Annotated in this window: 17 protein-coding genes and 1 riboswitch; of the genes, 7 read left to right on the top strand and 10 right to left on the bottom strand. The window is 37.5% G+C overall.

Annotation, left to right across the window (positions count from 1 at the left end; translation table 11 throughout):
• Nucleotides 1–69 precede the first annotated feature (69 nt).
• Nucleotides 70–1,011, top strand: coding sequence for a hypothetical protein (locus AC2YJL_RS20725; protein WP_487374941.1), 942 nt, complete (start codon nt 70–72; stop codon nt 1,009–1,011).
• A 42-nt stretch (nt 1,012–1,053) separates the two neighbouring features.
• Here AC2YJL_RS20725 and AC2YJL_RS20720 read toward each other — a convergent pair whose 3' ends face one another.
• The 6 genes from AC2YJL_RS20720 to AC2YJL_RS20695 form a co-directional block, all read right to left on the bottom strand.
• Nucleotides 1,054–2,520: a zinc ribbon domain-containing protein gene (locus tag AC2YJL_RS20720; RefSeq protein WP_487374940.1), complete on the bottom strand. Its 1,467-nt coding sequence runs from the start codon at nt 2,518–2,520 to the stop codon at nt 1,054–1,056.
• 71 nt (nt 2,521–2,591) lie between these two features.
• Nucleotides 2,592–3,503, bottom strand: a complete 912-nt coding sequence (locus tag AC2YJL_RS20715) for a zinc ribbon domain-containing protein (protein ID WP_487374939.1) — start codon at nt 3,501–3,503, stop codon at nt 2,592–2,594.
• A gap of 200 nt (nt 3,504–3,703) precedes the next feature.
• Nucleotides 3,704–5,683 (bottom strand): zinc ribbon domain-containing protein, encoded by a 1,980-nt coding sequence (locus tag AC2YJL_RS20710; RefSeq protein WP_487374938.1) that lies wholly within the window; start codon nt 5,681–5,683, stop codon nt 3,704–3,706.
• Between the two features lie 299 nt (nt 5,684–5,982).
• Nucleotides 5,983–8,613: a YfhO family protein gene (locus AC2YJL_RS20705; RefSeq protein WP_487374937.1), complete on the bottom strand. Its 2,631-nt coding sequence runs from the start codon at nt 8,611–8,613 to the stop codon at nt 5,983–5,985.
• Nucleotides 8,614–8,704: 91 nt separating this feature from the next.
• Nucleotides 8,705–9,079: a GtrA family protein gene (locus AC2YJL_RS20700; protein WP_053074066.1), complete on the bottom strand. Its 375-nt coding sequence runs from the start codon at nt 9,077–9,079 to the stop codon at nt 8,705–8,707.
• Complete coding sequence (locus AC2YJL_RS20695; RefSeq protein WP_487374936.1) at nt 9,072–10,031, bottom strand: glycosyltransferase family 2 protein; 960 nt, start codon at nt 10,029–10,031, stop codon at nt 9,072–9,074. Before AC2YJL_RS20695 ends, AC2YJL_RS20700 begins: the two co-directional genes overlap by 8 nt.
• A gap of 525 nt (nt 10,032–10,556) precedes the next feature.
• On the opposite strand from AC2YJL_RS20695, the gene AC2YJL_RS20690 reads away from it, so the two are divergent.
• The 6 genes from AC2YJL_RS20690 to AC2YJL_RS20665 all read left to right on the top strand — a co-directional run bounded on the left by AC2YJL_RS20690 (nt 10,557) and on the right by AC2YJL_RS20665 (nt 18,909).
• Nucleotides 10,557–11,261, top strand: a complete 705-nt coding sequence (locus tag AC2YJL_RS20690; RefSeq protein WP_487374935.1) for a DUF969 domain-containing protein — start codon at nt 10,557–10,559, stop codon at nt 11,259–11,261.
• Nucleotides 11,262–12,227 (top strand): DUF979 domain-containing protein, encoded by a 966-nt coding sequence (locus tag AC2YJL_RS20685; RefSeq protein WP_487374934.1) that lies wholly within the window; start codon nt 11,262–11,264, stop codon nt 12,225–12,227.
• A 14-nt stretch (nt 12,228–12,241) separates the two neighbouring features.
• Nucleotides 12,242–12,883, top strand: coding sequence for a pyroglutamyl-peptidase I (gene pcp, locus AC2YJL_RS20680; protein WP_487374933.1), 642 nt, complete (start codon nt 12,242–12,244; stop codon nt 12,881–12,883).
• Nucleotides 12,884–13,108: 225 nt separating this feature from the next.
• Nucleotides 13,109–14,755 carry a flagellin N-terminal helical domain-containing protein gene (locus tag AC2YJL_RS20675; protein ID WP_487374932.1) on the top strand — a complete coding sequence of 549 codons (1,647 nt, stop codon included), beginning with the start codon at nt 13,109–13,111 and terminating at the stop codon, nt 14,753–14,755.
• A gap of 260 nt (nt 14,756–15,015) precedes the next feature.
• Entirely contained in the window at nt 15,016–16,872 is a 1,857-nt protein-coding gene (locus AC2YJL_RS20670) for a heparinase II/III family protein (protein ID WP_487374931.1), read from the top strand.
• A gap of 425 nt (nt 16,873–17,297) precedes the next feature.
• Nucleotides 17,298–17,383, top strand: a riboswitch (cyclic di-GMP riboswitch).
• A 23-nt stretch (nt 17,384–17,406) separates the two neighbouring features.
• Nucleotides 17,407–18,909, top strand: coding sequence for a glycosyltransferase family 2 protein (locus tag AC2YJL_RS20665; RefSeq protein ID WP_487374930.1), 1,503 nt, complete (start codon nt 17,407–17,409; stop codon nt 18,907–18,909).
• A 41-nt stretch (nt 18,910–18,950) separates the two neighbouring features.
• Here the strand turns inward: AC2YJL_RS20665 and AC2YJL_RS20660 are convergent, their stop codons facing one another.
• The 4 genes from AC2YJL_RS20660 to AC2YJL_RS20645 form a co-directional block, all read right to left on the bottom strand.
• Entirely contained in the window at nt 18,951–21,437 is a 2,487-nt protein-coding gene (locus AC2YJL_RS20660) for a sensor domain-containing protein (protein ID WP_487374929.1), read from the bottom strand.
• A gap of 574 nt (nt 21,438–22,011) precedes the next feature.
• Nucleotides 22,012–22,938, bottom strand: coding sequence for an NAD(P)/FAD-dependent oxidoreductase (locus AC2YJL_RS20655; protein WP_487374928.1), 927 nt, complete (start codon nt 22,936–22,938; stop codon nt 22,012–22,014).
• 48 nt (nt 22,939–22,986) lie between these two features.
• The gene (gene folE, locus AC2YJL_RS20650; RefSeq protein ID WP_013055793.1) at nt 22,987–23,631 is read right to left on the bottom strand and encodes a GTP cyclohydrolase I FolE; all 645 of its coding nucleotides are present in this window, start codon (nt 23,629–23,631) and stop codon (nt 22,987–22,989) included.
• A 57-nt stretch (nt 23,632–23,688) separates the two neighbouring features.
• Nucleotides 23,689–26,220, bottom strand: a complete 2,532-nt coding sequence (locus tag AC2YJL_RS20645; protein ID WP_487374927.1) for an EAL domain-containing protein — start codon at nt 26,218–26,220, stop codon at nt 23,689–23,691.
• Between the last annotated feature and the right edge of the window lie 15 nt (nt 26,221–26,235).

The raw sequence follows: 26,235 nt of genomic DNA, 5'->3' as shown, positions 1-26,235 counted from the left end.
TGAGTGAAAATACTTTGTAATAATTTCCACAAAACTTCGCATCATGCAGGATAGAAAGGGAGAAAACACTTGGGAAAATTAGATAACGGGCAAACAATTTATATTCAAAAAGAAACAAACGGAGCTGCTGTTACCGCACTTGTTTTAGGAATTATTGGGTGTGTAATAGGCTTCCTTCCCTATTTAGGGTGGTTTATGGCACCCGTATGGGCACTGGCTGTTTTATTTGGACTAATTGGGCTTCGTAAAAAATATCGCAGAGGGATGTCAGTATTAGGCCTTCTATTTGGGGTAGGAGGAGCTGCATACAAAATTGGCTTTTGGGTAGTGGCAGCTGGTGGATTTATGAGCTTTCTTAGCGGTGCTGCCGACCTTGACAGTACTTCTTCCACTTCTGTTTCCGAAGAAGTATCAGCAGCAGAAGAAGATACGGACGATTCTACGGCACCTTCTGCAGAAGAATCTTCAGAACAAGCTGATACAAGTATTGTTAAAAGAAAAGATGCCGCTTCAAATGATAGCAAGGAAAGTGGAGAAGACTCTGAAGAAGACAGTACAGACACTGAATCTAAGCAAACAGAAAATGAGGCTGAGGTGTTAGAACTTACATCTTTTGACTTTAGTCGTACTAAAGACGTCATTGCTGGACGATCTAATCAACTATTTTTATTTGTATATGTTACTGCAGAATTTGAGGCAGAGGAACCTTTTTTAAGTGAAATAAATAGTCAAATGTCTAGATTTAGAAAAGCAGACATTGAAGTGATTGGAGTAACAAACGCTTCAGCCAAATATGCAGATAAACAGGCTATTCAAAGAGAATCTTTAAAATTCCCCGTTTATTTAGATAAATTAGGTCAGTATGATGAACGAAAAGGTTCTTTCTTTGTTCCTGCCGTATACTTACAAAGAGGAGATGGGACAGAACTTTTAGATATAGGCGAAAATGGTATTGAAGAGATGACAACTGAAGAACTAGCTTTAGAGATCATTGACAAATCCAAACAGTAAGAAGAAAACCCTCGAGTATGACCGAGGGTTTTCCTGTGTGTTTTACTTTGCTTCAGTTGAGCTAATTAGCTGGTAAACTCCTAAGCTTCCATCGTCTAATACTTTTACTTTATGAATACTGTTGAACTTTTTGTATTTAACAGATCCATCTCCGTATGAAATATCATACTCTTCTGATGTATATACTTTATACATAGAATCATCAAGTTTTGTTACTCTATTTACATTGAAGCTTAATAAATCTTCTGTTATTCCTTTGTTGCTTAAATAAGATGTATACTCTTTCTGCTCTTTATACTTGGGGCCATTTGGATCGATAAAAGGCTCTGCGATAGAAAAATCTTCGTTGTCAATCGATGAAATTGTAGCATCCATATATTGTTCCATGAAACTAGACACATCACTATCGGACACTCCAGAAGTTGCTTCGGACTTTTCATCACTCGACTCTTCTTCCTCAGAAGAAGCCGATGCTTTTGCCGCAGCTTCTGTTGTATTTTCTTCGTCAAAATTAAGTGCCACATCTTCCATTCCCTTTTTGATTGACACTTCTTCCGTTTTCTTTTCCTTAGAATCAAATTCACGTTTGGCATATAGTTTTACAGAACCATCCATTGGCAATGGACCTAAGTAATCAATATCGCCAATTTCTGTTTTTGTATCCTTATCATTAACGAATAGGGTGGCGTCATCATAATCTGAAGAAATGTATACCGCGTAATCTGACCAATCAAAATCTACATTCACTTCTCCGTCAGTGGCGTCAATTTTTTGTTCATTTTCAACTTTTCCATAATCATTTTTAACTTCACCTTTTACAGCATGTGTTCCAGGTAAGAGTGGCCCAATTTTTTTAGAAGAGTCACTGCTTACCGATGCAGCTTTTTGACCGTCAATGTATACTGTTGTTGCATTTTCTGTAGACTGTACTTTAGCATACACTGGGGCTATTTGTACGGTGTAATGATCAAAGATTCCCCATTTCTTTCCGTCTTGTTCTAACTTAGCGTATGATGAGTGGTCTTCGTTTGGGACACCTGAACTGAGCGCTTTGCTATCTGCGGCGAGTCCTTCAGAGATAGATTTCATTACATCGGGGTTTTCATTTAAATATGTAATAAATGATTTTGTTTGCTCGTCATTGGCTTTTAGCTTCGTTTGACCATCATTTACATATCCCTTTACTTTTGAAACGTCATTTCCTTTCACGGCTGTGACAAACCCTTCTGATACTGCTTTAGGCGCCATAATTGTTTTATCTATTCCGTAATAAGCGCCTCCCAGTATAGCAGCTGCTGCTATAACTGAAATTGTTATAACCTTTGTTTTTTTATTTGAAGGCTTTACCGATTGTCTCGTATCCTCTACTGAAGAGGATACAGGTTCTACGTGACGCTGTGATTCCACTTCTTCGCTAGAAGCAGCTTTTCTTTCTACAGGATGTCCACACTCTGGACAAAATTCATGCTCATTTGTTAACTGATGGCCACACTCTCTACAATATCCCAATTTCTACACTCCTTTTTTCGTATTCGTAATGGTATGAAAAAGCATCGTTAAAAACGATGCTTTTTGTCAAATTAAAAGAAGTCACTCAATTCAGTGCTTTCTCCCATTCTTGTAATAATTGCTTTTGCTTCTTCTCCTAAGCCATTTGCAATGAATACCGATACAATCGTAATGACTACGTATACAATAAGAGTACTATAAATACGATCAAGCCCATTTGTTGCACTTGGCTTGAAGCTTGCAATAGTAAATGGAACTACAAGGAAAATGCTCAATAAACCAAAGTTCATAAAATATGAAAAGAATTCAACGTGAAGAAACGCAAGTACAAGCCCAATTAAAAGAAGAGCTGTCGGAATAATTAAAAACGTGCCAAAGCGTGAGAAAAACTCTTTAAAGGAAACGTCTACTTTTCCAAACTTTGCGGCCACATATGTTGCTCCAATAATGACCGCGAGTCCAATAAAAATAAAAATCCCTTGTTTAAAGACAAAATCAGTAAAGTTGAAATGAATAATACTATTAATGTCCGTAGCTTTTATAAAACTAACTCCCATATTAAATTCCTCTATATCAGATGGATCCATCTCTGCACTGATAACAGGCAGTTTAAACATACTTCGAACGAATTGAATCAATAGTAGCTTCCAGCCCACATACAGCATAATAGGTATACTAAGAGCATAAAGAATGACTGTGATAAGAGCATTGATAAATTGGCCTTCGCCTGCTGCTTGTGCTGTAGCTGTTGGATTTTTAATTCCTTCTACAAAATAACCCAAAAATGATTTTGACACCTTTTTCGCCTGCTGCACACGCTGATTAGGCTGTTGAGGCGCATACGCTGTTTGCGGCTGAGGTTGAGGCTGATATTCAGATGCAGCTGCCGTCTGACTTACAGCTGCTTCTTCTTGCAGTTTATGACCACACTTCACGCAAAACTTTCCGCCATCATTAAAATGGCCACAATTCGAACAATTCAAATGTTCCTTCCTCCTTCAATAAATTGTTTAAAATATAGTTATATAGATTCACCTAGACAAAATCTATATAATTCTATATTCACACCTTTTAGCATTATACACCATTTTTGGTATTTTAGGAGTGTTATTTTCTAAATATATCCGCTAAAAAAGCTCTGTATAAACTTTGATACAGAGCTTTTTTAGCTATGACTTTATATTTAGTTCACTTCAGTCGAGCTAATTAATTCATTTACGCCTAAGCTTCCGTTAGCCTGCTGCTGAATTTTGTGCACACTTTTGAATTTTTTATGCTTCACGCTGCCGTCACCATATGTAATGTTATATTCTTCTGAAGTATTTACTTGGTAACCGTTTGGTATAGGTTCTACTTTCGTCACCTCAAAATTTAATAAATCTTCTGTAATATTCTTTTGATTTAGATATGCGGTATACTCTTTTTGTTCGCTATACTTTTTCCCGGCTGGATCAATATACGGCGCTGCAATTGAAAAATCATGACTTTTAATCGATTCCATCGTTGCATCCATATACTCTGTCATAAATCTTGTAAGGTCGGCTGTATCGGAAACATCTTCCTCTTCCGCCGCGGCCATATCTTCTGTGTCTGTACGAACACCTTCATCCGCATTTTCAGCGTCTGTATCATCATCTATTACTTCACTATCATCATTACGACTTTCCTCAGATTTAGCTGTTTTCATTTGATATACCATTGGATGCTCTTCTTTAACTTCCTTCACATTCTCTGAAAACGGACCATATGCGTCTTCTACATCATCAAGCAGCCATTTCTTTTTCGTTTCATCGTACACTAAACTGTATTTAAGAACTTTTTCCTCGTTTTCAAACCCTGTACCATAGTCAATACCGTACAATTCTTTACCGACGATGGTAGCTTCCCAACTTCCTTCATCCGTGTAATTCAGTTCACCTGTATTCAAATCAAACGTTGAACCTGCGTATTTAACTTTTAAGTACTCTGTGTCCATTCCATCGCCAATAGATTGTGCGACTGCACGCTTGTAACGATTCGTAATGTTCTCTAATGCATTGGGCTTACCCGTGCTATAAACCTTAAATAAGTTTTTATTTTCAGCAGCTGCTATTTTTATTAATGCATTTTCTAAATCTTTATCTCTACCAAAGTTGTAATAGATTTCATCGCTATCAATGGGAATATCCTTACTTGTCATTTCTCCCCAAGGAAAGTTAGCTGCTACTTTCATACTCATTGAACCATCCGTTACAACAGGACCAAATTCAGGTGTTTTAAAAGGATTAAGCTTTACCTTTTTCCCGTCAATTAACAATTTCCCTTTCATATCTGGAGGATTTTCTCCCAAATCAATGGCAATGTCTTCGCCTTTCAAATCCAGGGAGACTGTTTTTTTGTTTATATTATCCATAAATGAGACTGTGTCTTTTGTGACCAAATCGACAAACTCAGTTTTATATCTTCCTTCTACTTTGTGCATACCAGGTACGTAAGGTCCATACGTCTTCGAAAAATTATTGGAAGAAGCAGTCCCAACTTTTTTCCCGTCTACATAAATGGCTGTATTTTTATAATCCGTTTCTACTTGTAGATACATGGGCTTTACTTCAATCGTATATTTATCAAAAAGAAAAGCTGTTTTCCCGCGTTGTGCTAACTGAAAAGGAAGAACCTCCGGATCATCTTCGTAGCTGCTGCTTAACTCTTTATCTAGATTAATTCCTTTATCTAATGCTTGAGACTCTACTTTTAATACGTCTATCATGTCATTTATTTCATCAGGATGCTTTTGAAAATATGTCATAAATCCTTTAACATTTTCTTTACTTATTTCCAAATTTGAATCCTGAGAACTTAACAAATGAGCAACAGTTTCTTGATCATTATTATGTACGGCTGTTTCAAAGCGTTCAATAACTCTATCTTTATCAGTAAAATGCTCCCCTGCTTTATATCCGCCTATTAATAGGACAATCGCTACTCCTGCAGCAATAAGTTTTCCTTTTGTCTTTTTAGACATTTGCTTAGGTGGCTCGGGTGATTGATTTGATATTCGCCCACCGCTATAATTCCCTTGAAGCGAAGTCTGTTGTGCGCTGTTTTGCTCAACAGGTCGCCCGCATTCCTGGCAAAATTCCGCTCCTTTCTTTAGCTGCTTGCCACATTCTTTACAAAATAACATGTATGTATCCTCCTGATGAAAAACTTTATACTCCTCTATGTTTATCGGTTTGCTTTTGCTTATGTTTACTTTTTATATAATCGATATAAAAATATATAATTCTATATTCATACCTTTTAGCGCTATACATCATTTTTGGTATTTTAGGAGAAGTATTTTTAAACCACTCGAAAAATTATCTTATACAAAACTTATCTGTTTCTTTGAATAGACAACCTGTTAATAAAGTTATAAAAAAGGCTTCGGAATCGTAATTCCAAAGCTTTTTTTAACATTATTTATTCATGGGCAACTACTCGTTATGCTGCTTGTTTTTCAGATGTAGTTTTTGCTTTTTTTCTCTTTCTGACTACAAAAACAATTCCTATTCCTGCAGCTGTTAGAAGTGAAACTGTCAGCGACTCTTTAAAATAAGGCGTTGTATACTTCATCGAAATTTCATGATTGCCTTTAGGCACTCGCACTCCGATAAATGTTCCGTTTACTTGTTCAAAGTCAGCCTCTTTTCCATCTACTTTTAGATGCCAGCCTTTGCTGTATGGAACAGATAGAAATAACATCCCTGCTTTTTTAGCATGTATGTCACCCTGTAAAGAGTTTTCATCATACTTCACATGTTGAAGCGCAGACTGTTTTAACTCATCAACTGATGCTGCATAGTTTTTATAGGAGTTAAAAAGCACTTCCATGTCATCAAACTCATACTGCCCAGGTGATAGCCCAATTGTAATTTCTCCGTTACGCTGAGCATTTTGAATATTAAATGCATAACTGTCTTTTGGATATGAATAAATGTTATTGACCGAACGTTTTTCAAAATTCCTTCCGTTGATTACTAAGTTTAAAGAACCCGTTGTAAGGTTTTTAAAGGTCATTTTAAGAATCGTTTCGCCTGAATTTGTTTCTTTTGTTGTTAACGGAATTCGCATAACTGCATTGTCGCGTGCTGTGTACACATTTCCGTTTTTATCGATATTTTCAAGCTTTACATGTTCCATTCCTTCAAACAGCTGCTTGCTTTTAAGCTTTTTCACATCAAACTGCGGTAAGTTCCCTTGCTTTTCAACTACTGCAGCTTTTAACATCAGCTGATCTTTTTGTACTTCATTCAGTGTATTAAATTGATTTGTCGAAACTGCTTGATTGTACATAAATCCAACAGGAAGAAAATGATCATTTTTATAAATTTTATATCCGTTTAACTCTTTTAGTAACGTAAAACCGTACGGCTGGAAGGCATCACTGCTTTTAACGATATAGTATTTGTTCATAAGCGCTGTTTCTAAATACAGGCGCTGATCTAAATTACTGTACCGGCTTGGTGAGTCCATTTGCGCGATATTATACGTTTCTTTAAAGAAGCTGTGGACATTATCTGGAATCAAGCTTTGATAGCTGCTGAATCCATGATAATTATAATACAGCGGGATATTTTCTTTATTAATTTGATTCCACATCACGCGATAAAATGAATCATCTCTTTGCGTAATATAGTTAATGACTTCTTGATCCGTTTCACTGTCATATCCGCTTCCTGAAAACGTTTGAAGCGTCGACTCTTTTTGAACAAGCACGTCTCCCAGATCCTGCGTAAACATCATAAAGTTGTTGTAGCCAATACTGCCAATAGCAACGGCTGTTACGCATACAAAAAAGACAGCTTTTTTCAGTTGAAAACGAAGTAAAAAAGCAACCAGTACAATTACAAAAAAGATAATTTCAACGCCATCGTTCGGAAGCTCTTTTGGTGATGGCACGTAGGTTGTGTACCATAAAAAGCCCAGAAGAAGCAGCAGTAAATAAATCGTTCGTACTTTTGATCCTTTTTTATCATAGTCAATTGCATATGCCGCTACCATTCCACAGGTAAAAATCAGCATGTAAATCCATCTTGGCTGCATAGCCGACAAACCGTTAAAGAATGAATAAGCATACGGAAAGAAATACAGTCCGATCATAAAGAGTAATAAACATACTCGAATCAGCATTTCTTTTTGTTTGATATACAGTACGCTTAACAAAATAGCAATCAAACCAACAATCGACATTCCAAGCGTTTGCGAAGCCGAGTAAGGATAAAAGAAGTTATACACCACATTATGATAAAAAATATTTGTATAAAATAGTGGAATATCATACTCTTTATCAAATCGTCCTGCATGTAAAAATGCATATACAGTTGGAACAAACGCAAAAGCTGAGAGTAAAAACCCAACAATATAGTATTTAATGAGCGTTATATAATACTTTACAAAGCTTTTAAATGAATAAGATGACGAAGCTAAAAAGTATTTGAACACGGCATAAATATTTAAATATACGCTGCTCATGAAGCCAAAGTAGAAATTTGTTGTTATCACGACAAATACTGCAAAAATGAACAGCCCTTTTTTACCTTGATCCACTAAGCGGTCATATGAAAGAATCAACAGCGGCAGCCATACAAATGCTTCTGCCATAAAATCAAAACGGTTGGAATAGCCGGCAAAAAAGCTAGAACCTCCGTAAATCATTGCTCCTACAATGGAAGCAGTGTACGAACGCTTATTGTATTGAAGCAAAGCATACATAAACATCATGGCGCAAAAAAGCTTTAATGCGCTGATGATTGTATTTAACGCTAGCACATCTTTTAACGTATCTAATTTTAGAAATAAAGTAAGGAGGAAAAAGACGGACGTTGAATAATAATAGCTGAAATTGGCAAACACATCTCCTCCTAAACCGTACTTCCATGACCAAAAGAAATCACCATGTAAAAACTGTTCATGTAAAAAATAACGAAAGAACAGCAGTTGAACCGTTGCATCCGTATTTCGTGTGGTCATATAACCTTCGGATAAGTAGAAATAAAAATACACGCTAAAGATGGTCAGCATAAAAATGACAGCTGCCACAACGTGCACCCCAATTTTCTTTCGATCAAACATAACTAATTTACCTGCCTTTTATTTTTAGCCAAAGCTAACACTGCATATAAAAATCTGACAAAAATACGCCCTTTGTCAGATTTCTACTACTCTATGCTTTTTGAACTAAGATTTTTTTTGAAATAACAAACGTAAAAGGAATAGCAATAACCGAAGCCAAAATAGGCGATACGGTTTCATTCATATGCATTAAATCAACCAATAAATAGAGCGCGCTAGTTGATACTGTGATGTTCACGACATAGGTTAAAGGGAATTGGAAAAACTGCGCTAGCGTCGGTTTGATCTTGTATGTAAAATAAGAATTCAAAAAGAACGAGCCAATCATACTAATCACAAAGCCAATAATATGCGAAACTAAGTATTCAAAATGAAAAAGATAATTGCAAATTAAATAAATTACGTAGTAATTAAATGTATTTAAAAATCCTACAATCACAAAACGTATAAACTGAGCATTAAGCATGGGTATGCCACTTTTGATGATTTTCATGTTTGGCCGTCATTGTCTCCTCTTCAATAATATAGTGCGGACGTTTTTTAGACTCATAGTAAATGCGTCCAATATATTCCCCGATAATCCCTAAAAACGTCAGCTGCAAGCCGCCGATAATTAAAATAGCGGATATTAATGTAAAATAGCCTGGTACGTCAATTCCTGCAAACAAGATTTTCACAAGCATCGTCAGGACATATACAAACCCAAGAACCGTTACACCCATTCCCATATAAATCGATGCGCGCAGCGGCTTATTATTAAAAGAAATCACGCCGTCAATTCCATAGTTTAATAATTTACTAAACGTCCATTTGCTTTCGCCTTCTTCTCTAACTACATTTTCATAGTTAATCGTGTATTCTTTAAATCCGATCCATGAAAACAATCCTTTTGAAAATCGGTTATATTCATTTAAAGAAAGCAAGGCATTCAGCGCTTTTCTGCTTAAAAGGCGAAAATCTCCCACTCCATTCACCAAGGAAACATCAACAAATTTATTCATCATTTTATAATACAGCTTAGACAAAGAAGACTTAATGACCGCGTCTCCTTTTCGATTTCTCTTGGCAATGACTTGATGATAGCCTTTGCTATAATAATGAACCATTTGTGGAATTAATTCTGGAGGATGCTGTAAATCTCCATCCATTAAAACGACCGCATCTCCTTCTGCGTACTGCAGCCCAGCCAGCATTGCCGCTTCTTTTCCAAAGTTTCTGCTGAATGAAATATAAGACACTTCCTCGTATCTATCTGAAAGTTCTTTTAAGCAGCTAAGCGTATCATCCGAGCTTCCATCATTCACAAAAACCAATTCATACTGAAAATCTTCTCTTGCTAAAATGTTGGTCGTATATTCATAAAATGAATGAACGTTATTTCCTTCATTAAAGCAAGGTACTACTACTGACAAAAGCATATCATTCCACCTAACTATGTAATTTCTCGTATTGCCTACATGACAATACATGCCCCTTCCTTCACCAGCCAACACAACTATTTACCTTATATTTCAAAGAAATACTCTGATTATCAGACAAATAGATAGTTCTTTCTCTCTATTTTTTACTAATCCACTAGAAGGAATATTCATACTGGATAGATTTATTTTAGAAATCCAGTTATCATTTTACTATTTATTCATTTTTATTCAATATGTATATCGTTTTTTTCTTTAAAAAAGTATCCCCCTCATTAGTACAAAACCCTTTAATTTCCATTTAAAAACTTCTTTTTTCTACAAAATTATGAATTTCTAGTCAAGTAGACAGCCAGCGGCCTTTAACAGCCAGTTGTTTTTGTTTTACTGTTTAAATAATTTTGTGCTTTAAGCATCTTGTTTTAATTTTCAGAATTGTTTATACTCAAAACATCTTTGTTTTTTTAGAAAAGCAATGGAGGTGACTTTGCAGCACGGTCTATACATACTGGAGGGGGATTTTTTATGTTGAAATTAATTGGGGTTTTGCTAGTGGCAGTGGGATTTTTATTTCGTTTAAACACGCTGCTTGTAGTGACTGTTGCAGGCATCGTGACGGGCCTTGTATCAAGCTTGTCACTGCATGAAGTAATCACGATGTTTGGACAGTTTTTTGTAGATAACCGCTATATGTCTATGGCTATTTTACTTACTCTTCCTATCTTTGGCGTGTTAGAAAAATACGGATTAAAGGAACAAGCGGAAGTATTAATCAAAAAAGCCAAAAACGCTTCTTCTGGAAATGTTTTACTTATATATCTTTTTATCCGTGAAATCTCAGCCGCAGTCGGATTAAATATCGGAGGGCATGCTCAGTCCGTGCGTCCGTTAGTGGCACCTATGTCTGAAGGCGCAGCACGTGCTAAATACGGAGAGCTTCCTCCTAAAGTAAAAGAAGATATTCGCGCTCACGCAGCGGCAGCTGAAAATACGGGCTGGTTTTTCGGAGAAGATATCTTTATCGCAACGGGTGGAATTCTTTTAATGAAAGGATTCTTCGACTCTGTAGGCATTCACGTTGACGTCTGGGATATGGCGCTTTGGGGTATTCCAACAGCCATCGCAGCGCTGTTGATCAGCGCCATTCGTTTCCGTCAGTTAGACCGACGTATTCACAAAAAAATGACGAAACACAAACCAACATCATCTTCAAAGACGGAGGCGAGTTAAATGAAAAGCATCCTGACGCTTGATACGATTTACTACTTACTCGGTATTATTGTTGCTTTTATCGCGATTCGAATCGCACGCGACCACAACCATCCTAACCGTTTAGGTTCTTCTCTATTTTGGGCGCTGTTCTCTATTACGTTTTTATTTGGCAACGTCATTCCGCCTTTTTATGTAGGATGTTTAGTCATTATTATGGTGCTGCTTGCTTCATTTAATCGTGTAACTAAATCGAATGAAGCCGAAACACCTGCTGAAGAACGAGTGGCTCACGCGCAGCGATTAAAAAACAAAATCTTTTTACCGGCTTTATTTATTCCTATTTTTACGATTATCGGCACTCTTCTTTTTGGAAAGATCAAGTTTGGAAACTGGGCATTGATCGACCCAGAAAAAGTCACGTTAATTTCACTAGCAATCGCTGCTGTGATTGCGTTTATCGCTTCAATGGGCGTTACCAAAGCAAAAATGGACGTGCCTGTTAAAGAAGGAAGCCGCTTGCTTCAAGCAGTGGGCTGGGCGGTTATTCTCCCGCAAATGCTCGCAGCGCTCGGCGGTATTTTTTCAAAATCAGGCGTTGGAACAATCGTTTCAGATATTGTGAGTGACGTGCTTCCAACTAACTATGCGTTTGTTGCTGTGCTTGCTTATTGTCTAGGAATGCTGCTATTTACAATTGTTATGGGAAATGCCTTTGCGGCGTTTGCTGTCATTACTGGAGGTATTGGACTACCGTTAATTGTACACATGCACGGAGGTAATCCGGCGATTATGGCAGCGCTCGGCATGTTTGCCGGCTACTGCGGCACGCTTCTTACGCCAATGGCAGCCAACTTTAACATCGTACCTGCTATGCTACTTGAATTAAAAGACAAAAACGCCGTAATTAAAGCTCAAGTGCCGATTGCGCTATCCGTTTTTGTTGTTAATACGTTATTAATGTACTACCTTGTATATCACTTTTAAAGGAGAGTAATAGAATGACAACTGTATTACTAACTGGCTTTGAACCGTTTGAAGGTGAAAGTATTAACCCGTCTTTAGAAGCTGTAAAAGCCTTAGACGGTGTAGCTGTTGAAGATTATCACATTATCGCTAAACCCCTTCCTACTGTTTTTGGTGAATCAATCGCAAAGCTTCATACATATATAGAAGAAATTAGCCCCTCTATCGTCATTTGCGTTGGACAAGCAGGCGGCCGAGAAGGAATTACCGTAGAACGCGTTGCGATTAACGTAGACGACGCGCGAATTCCTGACAACATTGGCCAGCAGCCCATTGATCGTCCTATTATCCAAAACGGCCCCGCCGCATACTTTTCGACACTGCCCATCAAAGCAGCTGTCGAAAACCTGCGCCAAGCTGGCATTCCAAGCAGCGTCTCTCAAACTGCTGGAACGTTTGTCTGTAACCACGTGTTTTACGGACTCATGAACATGATTCAAAACTGCTGTATTAAAGGTGGATTTGTCCATATTCCTTACCTTCCTGAACAGGCTGTCAATCATCCAGGGAAAGCGAGTATGTCGTTGGATTTGATTGTGCAAGGACTGCTTTCTATTGTAAAAACCACAATTGTAACTGAAGATGATGTTTTAGTTTCAGGCGGCGCTACCCATTAATGCTAAAAACCAGTTCATATAAAGAACTGGTTTTTTCTATATGAACTGGTTTTTCATTAAATAAAATCAATAACAGCTATAAACAACCTTCCCTCTCAGTCGATATATAGTATGAACATATTTTCCAATGATGTTCAATAACTTTTATCCCGTCTCAAAGCGGGACACTTCTTGCATACAAGGATGTAAACCAAGAAGTAAAACCATTATACGGAGGTAAGGAAAATGAGAATTAATCACAACATTACAGCTTTAAACACGTACCGTCAGTACAACACGGCAAATAGCGCTCAAGCAAAATCTATGGAGAAATTATCTTCAGGTCAGCGTATTAACAGTGCCGCTGATGACGCAGCTGGTTTGGCTATTTCGGAAAAAATGCGTGGACAGATTCGTGGATTAGATCAGGCGACACGCAATGCTCAAGACGGTGTTTCTTTAATTCAGACAGCCGAAGGTGCTCTAAATGAGACTCATGATATTCTTCAACGCATGAGAGAGTTATCAAACCAATCCGCTAATGGAACAGCTACTGATTCTGACCGTACAGCTATGCAAGATGAATTAAATCAACTAACATCTGAAATTAATCGTATTGGTAACACTACAGAGTTTAACACTCAAAAATTACTCAGCGGAGGGGTTAATTCAAACTCTGGAGGAAAAATCACCAAAACTACAAGTGCTACAAGTGCTACTATTACTTTAGGGACTGTAGCTAACGGAAACACAGCTGCAGGAACATCTATTAAAGTAGATGGTCAAACTTTTGATATTTCAGGTATTACAGTAGGTGGTACTACGGATGCTGATGCTCAAGCAGCCGCTTCTGCACTAGGTGAAAAAACTTCTGGTGGAACAAAGTTATCTGATTTAGTTGACATCCAAACTGACGGTACAGGAAAATTAATATTCACGGCTAAATCACAGGGTTCAAACAGCAGTATTGAATTCAGTTCAACTGCTTCTGCCCCTATAGGTTTAACTGCTTCTACTGCAGCTGTAAAAGGAAATGATGCAACAGTTGAACGCGCTGGTTTACAAAGCTCTGCAACACTTGCAGGTGGTGCTATAACTATTAGCTCTGGTAATGTTCTTAAGATTGCAATTGGAAATGAAAATGCTGTTGATGTGAAATTTGATGCAACAAAGACTTACACAGATACGGAGTCTGGACGCAATGATTTAGTTAAAGACTTAAATGTAGCTTTACAAAAAGCTGGTTTGGACGGAAAAGTAACAGCTGCTTTATCTTCAGATAACAAGTTGCAGCTTATCTCTGAAACTGGTAAAGACTTAGATACTACTGGTTCCACAGCTCCTTTATTAACATCACTAAAACTTACAGGGCAAAAACCTACTAACGTTAACCAAGTAGTAGGACCGAGTGTACAAGGAGCTGGTTATAATACCAAATTCCAAATTGGTGCTAATACAGGACAGAGTATTTCTTTATCTATAAATGATATGCGTTCAGCTGCTCTAGGAGTTGCAGGCACTGCTGGACAATCAGGTTTTACAAAGACTAATTCAGTGACAAATGGAACAGATAATAATGAATCAGAAGCTGCTTTAAATATCTCAACCAAAGAGGATGCAGGAAAATCGTTAGAAAAACTTGACAAAGCCATTGCTTCAGTTTCTAGCGAGCGGGGCAAATTAGGTGCTGTTCAAAATCGTTTAGAGCACACAATAAATAACCTAAGCACATCATCAGAAAACTTAACAGCTGCTGAGTCACGTATTCGTGATGTAGACATGGCAAAAGAGATGATGGAACAAACAAAGAATTCAATTCTATCTCAAGCTTCTCAAGCTATGTTAAGTCAAGCTAACCAACAGCCACAAAACGTACTTCAATTATTACGTTAATTAATAGGTTAAAAGAGTCTCTGTGAAGGAGGCTCTTTTTTATGAAGCTATTATATTTTACTTATTAGTTTATCGGGATCTTATTATTTCTAAATACCAACCATAAAATTGAATAAAAAGGAAAATAAAAGTTACTTTTTAACTATTTATAAGGTACTATATTAGTTGTATTTTAACTTCTTATGAACAAGAAAGATTATTGTAAGAATTAGGATTTAACCCTATAAATCACTACTATTTATAATTAAAAGGAGAATTATATGAAAAGAAATTGGAAAAGTTCGGTGATTACATATTCTGTGGCTGCTTCTTTACTTGTATCTATGTCGGCTTCAGTGAGCCCTGCTTATGCAGCGTCAAATGCTAAAAGTTCATCTGCTGAAACACCGTCGGTTAAAAAGGTTAATTTGTTTAAACGAGTTAGTTCAAACTCTCAAACTGTAGGTATTGCAAATAAACTGCTAAACAATGAGCTTTACGTTAATAGCAACTGGGCTCCTTATAAATTTAATGGGAAGTTAACATGGAAAGAAAATCCTTATAAAGATGACACCTGGTCTTTTTATTTTCAAAGCCTCGATATGGTCGGCTACTTGACGACTGCCTATGAACAGACTCATTCTCAAAAATACTTAGAAAAAGCACAGTGGTACATAGAAAGTTGGATGAATGCCAACCCTTCTCCTCAAAAGCAAGCGAGCCGCTTTGCATGGAGAGATCACAGTACAGCAAACCGAGTAGTTAATATGGCGCAATTTTTGGACCAATATAAAGGTTCTTCTATTTATAATAAAAGTTTTGAAAATAAGGTATTAAAAATGTTAGAAAAGCACGGCGATTTTTTAATGGACGACAAAAATTATTCGTTTGGCAGTAACCACGGCATCTTTCAAGATCGCTCTTTAATTGAATTAGCGTTACTATTTCCAAACATGTCTCACAGTCAGCAATGGTATAAAAAAGGTATGGATCGCTTGCTTGTACATGTAGAAGAGGATGTAACAAAAAGCGGGGTTCACAAAGAGCATAGTCCTGCTTACCACCTGCTTGTCCTTAATTTATTTAAAAATATCAATGGTTTTATTAAACAATTTAATGTGAAAGAACCTAGACTCACAAGCGGTATTTCGAAAATGGAGGATTATTTAGCATACCTTGGGGATCCATCTGGACAGTTACCAAATTTGGGAGATTCCGAACCTTATGACCTTTATTCTTTAAGCCCTAAGGCTCTTACAAGTGATAAACTTCTATATGTTGTTACAAAAGGCAAACAAGGAAAAAAACCTGACAAAGATATTGTATATACAGATGGCGGCACTGCTGTTTTTAAAAATGATTGGAGCAAAGAAACACCTTTATATCTTTTATTTACATCTGCCTTTCACTCTACTACTCATAAACATGCAGATGATTTATCTTTTCTTTTAAGCTATGGAAAAACAAATTTCTTTGTGGATTCAGGAAAGTACAATTACAGCTATACAGACCCTTACCGAGAATATGTTAAGAGTTCCTTGGCACATAATACGGTAACTGTAGACAAAAAGTCTTTTCCTATAACAAAAGATCAAGTAAATAAATCTAAAATTAATACGTCTGAAATAAGTAAAGCGTACAGCTACGTTACCGGCAGCCATGAACTGTATAAAGGAGTAAAAGTAAAAAGAACGCTTATTTATTTAAAAAGCACCAACAGTATTATTGTGCGTGATGTAATGGAATCAAATAAAAACCATACATACACCGATACATTTAATATTGGAAAAGATGTAGATGTAAAAAAATCTGCAGCCAGAGTGTTCACTCTGACTAGTAAGCTTGATAAAAAACAAATTGAATTAATTCAACTCACGAAAATGAACACTATCAAAAATTATAAAGGCTCTTCTTCCCCTATTGCTGGATGGCAATCTTTAGAGTTTAATAAAAAACTGCCAATTACTCAGCTTCAGTTTACGAATAATAATCAAAAAAATGCTGACTATAAGTTTATCATTAACACAGATACCACAAACGGGATAAAGAATTATACGGTTAAAAGTACCCCTACGCATGATATTTATACAATTGTATTAAAGAACGGGAAACGTACAAATGTACAGGTAAAAAAATAAATACAAAATATAATTATTAAAACCTCTCTAATCAATTTAAGTTTATTAGAGAGGTTTTTTACGTTTCTTTTAAAAACCTTCCCCATTCGTTTTCTATTGTACAATTCTGCCCAAACCGGATTTAAGCTCTGGTCATTAGCAAGTAGCCTATCTGCAAGATTATATAGAGTCAGAAATCAACCATCACCTTTCTTATTTTCATCGCTTCTTCTCTCCAACTTTTAACTTACATAAACGAGACTATATACATAACCAATATAAGCCCCTATCTGTATTTTTTAATTTACTTCTATCGAAATTTGTCGAACATTTTTAGGGTAATTCAACCTATTTTTATGGTAAAATCTAAAAAAGATATTCGTTATATAGTATCATTTTAGGTATTTCGTTCTTTAAAGAAAACAAAGAGTAGTGAAGTTAACTTGTTCAGTTAAAGGCAAACCAGTCGAAAGGCTGGGACGCAAAACCTCAGGTCTAAGGTCTTTAGGACTAGGATGGCTGGGTTTCCTGATACATCAGGGGGTAAAGGAAAACATGAACAATCAGCGTGTTGTTACTGGAAGTATTGGAGCTTCGTATATGAGGCCGCGCATTGTGGCTTTTATTCCGGCGCACAATGAAGAGAAATCAATTCGCGACTGCTTGGCGGGGTTAGGCGATCAGCTTCTTCCGAATAATGTGGAGCTTGATGTATTTGTAATTGCAGATAACTGTACGGACCGCACAAAAGAAAAAGCGGAGCTGGCCGGAGATGAATTTGATTTAAATGTAAAAGTACTAGTGACTGAAGGCAATAAACAACGAAAAGTCGGCGCGTTAAATACGGCTTGGAAAAAGATATATGGAGATACACTGGACTTATATAATACGACGCTGACGAAATATCAGCAGCTGTATAAAGAGTCGATTAAAGCGATTTTAGGGATGGATGCAGACAGCCGCTTAGCTCCGAAAGCACTCATTAATTTATGGGAAGATTTAATGACGTCGCGAAACATCGGCGGCGTGATGGCCAAATATACCATGAGAATGCCTAAAAAGAAAAGCTCGCTGTCAAAAGATGATGTGCACTACGAGGAAAAGCTTGCAAGCGGCGAGTACGGCGGACCGATAGCCCGGTGGTGGACCCATCAGCAAAAGCAGGATATGGCAAGCTGGCTGTTGGATCTTCAGTACCACGGCGGAAGCACGTACGTACTCGGCGGTCAGGCTACGCTGTTTCGTCCTGAAGCGCTTCAAAATATAGTAGAAGAAAATAAGCTTGACGGTCCTTGGCAAAATGACAGCGACGTTGAAGATATGTTGCTGACGTGGCAGCTGCAAAAGTCCAACTGGAAAACGTTAATCAGTCCAGGTGCTCGATGCTTCGTGGACTCAATGAGAAGCTATCACACGTATCGTGAACAGCGTAATAAATGGAAGTCGGGAACCGTTGATTTACTGACAAACGGAAACTTGGACGTCAGAACCAAGCATAAAGGAAAGTTGTGGCGTTCACAGGTTAAAACGCTGTGTGATTTACTTATTCGCCTGCTGTTTATTGTATTGTTATCGGCTGCGCTTGCGACCGATCAATTTTACTGGTCTTGGCTTTGGGTCATTCCAATTGCTTTAGCTTCTGTCTTAAATATTATGCTCGCTGTCAAAACGCCGATGCACAGGCCGATTGATGTAATACTGGCCGGTCTTTTGATTAGTCCGGAAATTTATTTATGGGTGAATTTAATTACGTTTGGTCAAGTATGGATGGAAAGGCTTGCGGCTAATAAAAAAGACGGCTGGGCGAATCAATACAACGCAGAAAACGGGAAAACGCGCAGTAAATTAGGGCAAGGGATTTTAACGGGCTTTGCGTTTACAGGCATGATTGTTGTCCTGTGTATTTATTTCCGTGACTACTTAACGAGTCCTTCTGTACAGCAAGCTATTTACCCGTACTTAATGAACGGCTGGATCTTACTGACGTATTTGACCATCTATCAGTCTCTTTATATGTTTTACCAGATTTGGACGCTGCGAAAACGAATCGAAGCTTAACAACAAGGGTGATGCCTCTATGAAGAAGCATCACTCTTGTTTTACAGAAATCTGACTCTTAAATACTCTTCTATTTTCTCTTTCCCAACTGGTTTACTAAAAATAAAGCCTTGAATAAACGGACAGTCATGCTGCAGTAAGAAATCAAGCTGTTCTGTTGTTTCTACACCTTCTGCGATGACTTTCATGTCAAGTGCATGTGCTAAGTATAATAGACTTTTTGTAATCGCTTGATGCTTTCCTTTATCACCGATGTTCTGGATAAAGGTTTTATCAATTTTCAGTACATTAAACTCTAAATCTTTCAGGTTTGACAAAGAAGAAAAACCGGTGCCAAAATCATCTAAAGCGAAGGTAACCCCTATTTTTTTTAGTTCTTCCATCACTTTTTTTACATGTTCTTCATGTTGAATGATGGAGCTTTCCGTAATTTCAAATTCAATAAATGAAGGCTGTATTTCGTATTTTGCCAGCGTCTTTTCTACGTACTCCACAAAATCCCGTTTTAATAATCGTTTGGAAGGTACATTCACAGAAACCGGTACCACTTTTCTCCCTTGTTTCTTCCATCGCTGCAGCTGCTTACAAACATGTTCTAATACCCAATCGCCAAGATCAATGATCAAATTGGTTTCTTCCGCTAAAGGAATAAAGTCTCCTGGCGATACACGGCCCCATTCTGGATGATTCCAGCGAATCAACGCTTCTAAACTATCAATCTCTCCGCTTTGTGCATGAACTTTTGGCTGATATTCAATAAAAAATTCGTCTTGAAGAAGTGCATTTCTTAAGCCTTTTTCTAAATGATAACTTTTGTATGCAGCGCTATCCATTAATGGAGAATACAGCTGCCAATCGCTTCTCCCTAATTCTTTTGCGCGGTGCATGGCAATATTTGCATTTTTATATAGCGTTTTAGCATCTTCTCCGTCATGCGGGTAAATACTGATCCCCATACTTGCTGTTACGCAAAGCGAAAAATCGTCAATCATGATTTCTTTTTCTATTTCTTTAAACAGGATGGCAGCTATTTTTTTACACTCGCCAATTTGTTCAAGCGATGTGGAGCAAACGGCAAATTCGTCTTCACCTACTCTGGCTAATATGGCAGTTGGTTCCAAACGTTCTTTTAGGCGTTTCGCTATGTTCATTAATAACTGATCACCTATATCGTGGCCTAACGTATCGTTGATATGCTTAAAGCGATCTAATCCAAAATGAAAAACAGCTAATGAACCGTCGTTTTCTTTCATTTTACTAATGGACTTTTTCACTTCTCTTTCAAACTTTATTCGATTAGGCAGGTTTGTCAAGTAGTCATGAGTAGCCAGATATTCAATTTTATCTAAATACCTTTTTTCCTCCGTTATATCTTCTATAATCCCATCAATACGAATTAAGTTACCATGCTCATCACAAGTAGGGATACAATGGTCTCTCACCCACTTGATTTCTCCTTTTTTCGTTTGAATTCGATAGTGGGGACGAATGGATTTTCCTTGCATTAGTTTTATGTACTCTTTTGTAGTAGTCGGCCTATCTTCTGGATAAACAAAAGCTTCCCATAGATGCCTGTTTTCAAGAAATTTTGCAGAGTTCTCTCCGTAGATGTTCAATACGGCATCTGAGCATAAAATCACTTTGTTGCGTGTCACATCAACTGACCATATTCCTGCATCTAAGTTATTGTAAATAGTTTGAAACTGATGCTCTTTTTGTTTTAATTCATTGGTAATCACCTTGGATTCCGTGATGTCATGCACAACGCCAAGCAGCTGTACTACTTTTCTCTTCTCATCAACTACAGCATCTGCTTGTTCGAACACCATGCGCTTTTCCCCATTTGGCCGTATAATCGTATATTCAATTTTATAACTTTCTCCTGTAGCTAATGAATGACCAACTGCATCCTCCAATCTTTTTCGATCACGTGGATGAATAAAACGAGCGCCTTCTTTAAAGGAAGGAACGAATCGTTGGTCATGCTTCACTCCGTAGATTTTATAAAGCTGATGAGACCAATAACTTTCATCTTCCATAACGTCATAACACCAGCTTCCTATGTTTGCTAGCTTTTGTTCCATTTTCAAATGAGTTTCTAACTTAGATAGTTGTGCAAACTGCTCTTGCTCTTTTGAATAATCCCGGCACACTGCATAAACACCTAGTACTTGATCGTCTACGATACTTGGCAGAAGAGTAATACATAAGTGCATTTCATTGTTTGTCTTATGATAAATAGTTGTACCAAATTGAACTTTCTCTCCCTTTAATGCACGTTGAAAGTAAATTCTCACTTCTTCTTGCTTTGCCTCATGTATAAACTCTGTTAACTGCTGACTTTTTTCTTTATAATCATTTCCTATCAGTCTTAGCGCAGCTTTATTGCTAAAAATAACGTTTCCTACACAATCTATAAAAAAGATGCCCTCATTATATTCTTTTAGAAGCTGTGTATTCATACCGTCAAAATGCTTAATAATCTGTTTGTCAATTGACTGTTTCTTCAACTCTCGTTTATCTTGCAAGACGCTTTTCTCCCTCCTTTGTTTGCCTTGTCTCTGTAAATCATTAAATAAAAAACCCCTTTACTTCTTCTTATAAGCTACTATTGGTAACATTCGACATATATTTTACCCTAATTTAACCAAATGAGGAACTTTCGAATCAAATATATAATAAGGGCTCATTAGCGTAAACACATTTGGTAAAATAAAACATATATTTACCTAGTAAAAGGAGGCCCTGAATGAACAACCAACGAAAAAACCTTCGTCTATTTTCTAGAGGTTCGTTTCAAATTCTTACTTTTTTGCTTCTGTTCTCCCCACTTTTTACACGGATGTTTCGAGAAAACGTATTGCTTTATGTCATGTTTTCTTTAATTATTCTCCTCTTTGATCTTATCATTGAATATATTCTCATCAAAAAGCGAGGATCCGTCCCCCAAAGCTATATGGCTTTTTTTCAAACCGTTTGTATGCCGGTGAACGTGTTTCTTTTATGTTTATTTTACATTGCAAGCTAAAAAGCATCTATCGCTAAAGATAGATGCTTTTTATTTTTATATCCAAGGCTTTGTAAGATATATCTAGCAAAACGTTAGATATTGAACATGCTCGATAACTGTTTAGCTACAATCGCTCCTTGACCGGCTGAAGAGCTGATACTAGAAAACAAGGGAGTCGTGCAGGCGTCTCCAATGGCATAAATAGCTGGATTGCTACTTTGATGCACTTCATTGATGACGATGAGCCCGCTTTGCGTAGTGGTGACTTTTTCTTTAATAAGTTCAACATTGGGCGCTATGCCTAGTCTAATCAGCACTGCGTCTACCAATAAATTCTCGCATTCACTGTTTTTACTTTTTAAATCGATCGATGTGACGTGATTTTTCCCGTGGATAGCCGTCACTTCGGTATCTGTCATCACTTTAACACCGGGGTCGGAAAGAACTTTTTCAACGTATTGCTCTCTTGCTTTAAAATGCGTAGAACGATGAATCAGATATACTTCTTTTGCTTTTGATGCTAAAAGATGTGCTCCTTCAAACGCCCGGTCTCCTCCGCCAATGAGAGCAACCCTTTTACCTTTTAACCGTTCTCCGTCTGCTGAAGCAGAATATACTTCTCCTCGGTCAATCATTTGCTGCTCACCCGGCACTCCGAGCTTTCGCTGACTAGAGCCCGTTGCTAAAATAAGATACGTATAGCCAATTTCTTTTTCCGTTTCTTGCTGCTTTACTTTTACTGTTTTAGAACGTTCATCAATGGAAATTACTTTTGTATTCGCTTCATATAAGCAGTCCATATCGATAAAATGCTGAACCATTTTACGCTGCATTTCGATTCCATTTTCCGCTTGTATTCCGGGATAATCAATAATTTCATTATAAATCTTAAACAGCTGTCCGCCTAACTGTGCCTGCTCTTCAAGAAGCAAGCACTCAACGCCTAGCCTCTTACACCACACGGCAGCAGAGATGCCAGCGGGCCCTCCGCCAATAATCAGTACGTCAACATGTTGCATACAGCTCACCTCGCTTCTGCTTCTCAGCTTATATGGCTTTGTGTTTCTTTACATTTGTCGCTGTAAAAGAGATAAAAATTCTCCTCGAACCTCTGGTTTTTCCATAAATGTTCCTCGAACGGATGAAGTGGCTGTAGAAGCTGAGGACTTTTTGATTCCTCTTCCGCACATGCACATATGCTTCGCTTCAATAATCACCATAACTCCTTTTGGCTCTAACACTTCTTCGATTGCATCTGCAATTTCATTTGTTAGACGTTCTTGAACTTGAAATCTTTTTGCATATCCTTCTACCGTACGAGCAATTTTAGATAGACCTGTGATTTTTTTATCCGGTATATACCCAACGTGCGCAACGCCAAAGAACGGCGCAAAATGATGTTCACACATTGAATGAAACTCAATGTCTCGTATTAACACCAGTTCGTTGTGATTCACATCAAATGTTTTTTCCAAATGAGCTTTCGGGTCTTCTCGGTAGCCTTCCGTGTATTCTAAAAACGCCTTTAACACGCGGTACGGCGTCTCTTCAAGGCCGTCTCTTTCCGGATTATCTCCGCATAAATCAATCAGTTCTTTCACCGCATTCATAAATGTGTCAGCTTGACCGATTTTTTTATCTATTTCAGTTGAATTTGTGCCTAGTGTTTCTAAAAATTTTTGAGCAATTAAATTTTGTGTACTAAGTGCCATCTCTTTATGTCCTCTTCCCTTTTCTTAGTAAGTTTATTTTCAAATGATGGTTTTGTTTCAGCTATTTAAAAACGCTGCTTCAAAATCTTCCGCAGCAAGAGGCTTGCTAAACAAGTATCCCTGCATATGATCACAGCCATTTTCCATTAAAAACGCTTTTTGATATTCTTCTTCCACACCTTCTGCGATTACCTGCAGCTTTAAGCTTTGAGATAAGCTGATAATCGCCTGCGCAATTTCACTATTGCTGTAATCTTCTTGAATATCCTGGATAAAAGACCGGTCGATTTTCAAACAATCGATTGGTAATTTTTTTAAATAGCTCAATGAAGAATATCCGGTTCCAAAATCATCGATAGAAATTGATATACCATATTTCTTTAGCAGATGTAAAGCTTTAATCGTTTCTTCCGCGTTCATCAGCAATGTACTTTCCGTAATTTCCATTTCAAACCATGTGGGATCAAATCTATGGAGCGAAAGAAAGTGCTGTATTTCATTAACCAACACAACTGGATCTTGAAACTGCCGCGGAGAAAAGTTAACTGCTAGCGTCATTTTTTCGTTTCGTTCCTTGTTCCATTTGCTGACTTGAGAACAAGCTTTTCTCATGACAACTTCCCATAGAGACTGAATCAAACCAGCTTCTTCTGCTATAGGGATAAATACTTCCGGAGAAACAAATCCAAGCTCTGCGTCATTCCAGCGAACTAATGCTTCTACTCCGGTGATTACATTGCGATGCGCTTCTATTTTCGGCTGATAGTAAACGTCAATGTCACCTTTTTGAATTGCTTTTCGCAAGCGCGTTTCGATGTGAACTTTCTCAGCTTGTTTTTGATTTAACGAATCATGATAAATACTTACTTTGCTGGCGCCTTGTCTTTTTGAAGCATACATGGCGACATCTGCATACGTAATAAGCGTGTCCAAATTCGTAGAGTGCTCCGGATAAAAGCTTAACCCGCTGCTGATACTGACGAAAACTTCATCATTGTCAATGTAGCAGGGCTGTTGAACATACGCAATGATCTTCTCAGTGATACATTTAACTTCTTCCGGTGTAAAATCACTGAATAAAATGACAAACTCGTCTCCTCCTTGCCTTGTAAGAAAGCTGTTAGCAGGAGGCAGACATTCTTTAATACGGTTGGCTATCAGCTGTATAAGCTGATCTCCTTTTGAATGCCCTAGCGTATCATTAATATCTTTAAACCGGTCTATATCCATAAATAACACGGCTACGTGACGAATGGACTTTTCCTTCGACTCAATTAAGCGCCTGTTTAATTCTTCTTTAAAATATCTTCTGTTTGGCAACCCTGTCAAAAAGTCGTGGTAGGCATGGTACTCACTTTCTTCCTGACTTTTCTTTAAATCGTCCACATATGTTTTTAAAAAGTGAGAAAGGTGGTTGATGTTTGCTACAAGTCCTCCCAGCTCATCTTTTCTTCTTACATTCAGCACCTTGCCAAAATTGCCTTTGGCGATTTGATTTACGTGTTCCATAATATGTTTAATCGGCCGCGTAATGGATGTAGAGAAGACAAAGCTGATAATAAGGACAATAAAGATAAACGGAAGAGACAGCAGTAAATGTTTGATTAATTCTTGCTTCAGCTCTTTTTCAATAAGCCCGTAGTCATACACTACGCCTATCACGTAAGCTGGAGAGTTTTTTTCTTTAATCGGTACCAATGTTTTTAATACTTTTTTATGGTTGATTTCAGCAGTATAGCTTTGTGATTTCCCCGTTTTTAAGGCCTTTTGAATAGACTTTTTATCACGTTCGGTATTTCGATACGTGTAGGTACCGTACCAAATTGGCTGATCTTTTATTCTAATATATTTATTACCGTTTAAATATACGTTTTGATTTCTTTTTCCGAAATTTTTCGGGTTAAAAGCCGTTAGTTCAAGAACGCCTTCAAGATTTTCCGTAAAACGGTCCATCACGTTCGTAGGGCCAAACTTTTTTTCAAAATCGAGGACGTGCTGATCCCGGAAATAAGGATCAATAATATAATTAGTAGACCCGTCGTAATAATAGCCCCATTTGTCAATGTGATTAGGGTTGCTAGAAGCTACCTCAATCGGCCCGCTCCAATAGTGAGGTAAAGTCAGTCCTTTTGTTGTCGTGACCGGCTGCTGAGAAAGCAGCTGCTGAAAAGATGTATACCAATAGCCCCACTCTTTTGTAGACATATTGATTTCCTTAGGGTCAGAAGATTTTACCCCTATAATATCACCTGCTACGGGTGCTAATAATGTAATATGAGATACCATCAGTTTTTTAGCCAGTTGTTTTAACTGGTCGTTGCTGATGTCATGATAATCAGCAGGCAAAGACTGTTGAATCGCAATTGAAGCCGTTCGTAATTCTTGTCCCATTCGATCTTCCATATAGGAAGCACTATTTTTGGAATTTTCGACTTCGTACGCAATTTCTTCTGTGACCAGCGTGATTTCCCTTTGGTTAAATTCTGTTAATCTATTTTTTGATCGAATGTAGTGCAAGGTGTTATTCGCTAGTAGAATACACAATACCAGCAAAGTAAAGAATACGGACAACTTTTTCTTTATCGACACTAGTGATGGCCTCCT

The sequence above is a fragment of the Priestia sp. SRI_019 genome (assembly GCF_057586255.1).
The sequence above is the reverse complement of the archived record's forward strand: the minus strand, read 5'-3'. Positions and strand labels throughout refer to the sequence as shown.